This window comes from Rhizobium sp. 18055 (assembly GCF_902706285.1).
Lineage (GTDB): Bacteria > Pseudomonadota > Alphaproteobacteria > Rhizobiales > Rhizobiaceae > Rhizobium.
This window is the reverse complement of sequence record NZ_CACSKD010000160.1, coordinates 1-519: the sequence shown is the minus strand read 5'-3', so window position 1 is coordinate 519 and position 519 is coordinate 1. Positions and strand designations below refer to the sequence as shown.

The following is a 519-nucleotide window of genomic DNA, read 5'->3' as shown; positions in this document are numbered from 1 at the left end:
CCATGACGGTGCGTCTAGCCAATGGGAATCAGGTCAACGTTGACCTCAATAGTTCGTCCTGGCGCACAGAGGATGGCGACCTTGCCATCCAGCTGGGGTATGCCACGACGGTCTATTCCAGTCAGGGCCTGACGGTTGGCCATACCTTCATCAAGGACGGGTGGAATCTGGCCCGCGACGCTGCTGGCGTCGCGCTCTCGCGCCATCGCGAAGCTTCGTCAATCTATGCCAGCAGGCAAGAGCATCACGAGCGGTCGATGCGTAGGGTGGCTGCAGACGAATGGCGACGGGAGGCTGAGTTCGGCGATGACGAGGTATTGGCTTCCCTGGCCAAAAGCTGGTCCAGGAAAAACGACAAGGCCTCCACGCTGGACCACCTATGGCAAGACAGCCATGGCGGGCTTGTTGATCGGGGGGTCATCCTGGCTGAGCAGAAGGAGAGGGCCAAGGCGTCGAAATCGCAGAACATCCAGCTGAAAGACCGGCCGCTGCCGGAGGTGGAGGGCGCTTCCAACGCGC

The 519-nt window shown here is 61.1% G+C and carries 1 protein-coding gene; it reads left to right on the top strand.

Annotated features, from left to right (window positions below; genetic code table 11):
- Positions 1-519 (top strand): hypothetical protein (locus GVL52_RS28505; RefSeq protein WP_200847964.1); only part of this gene is annotated, 519 nt, incomplete at both ends.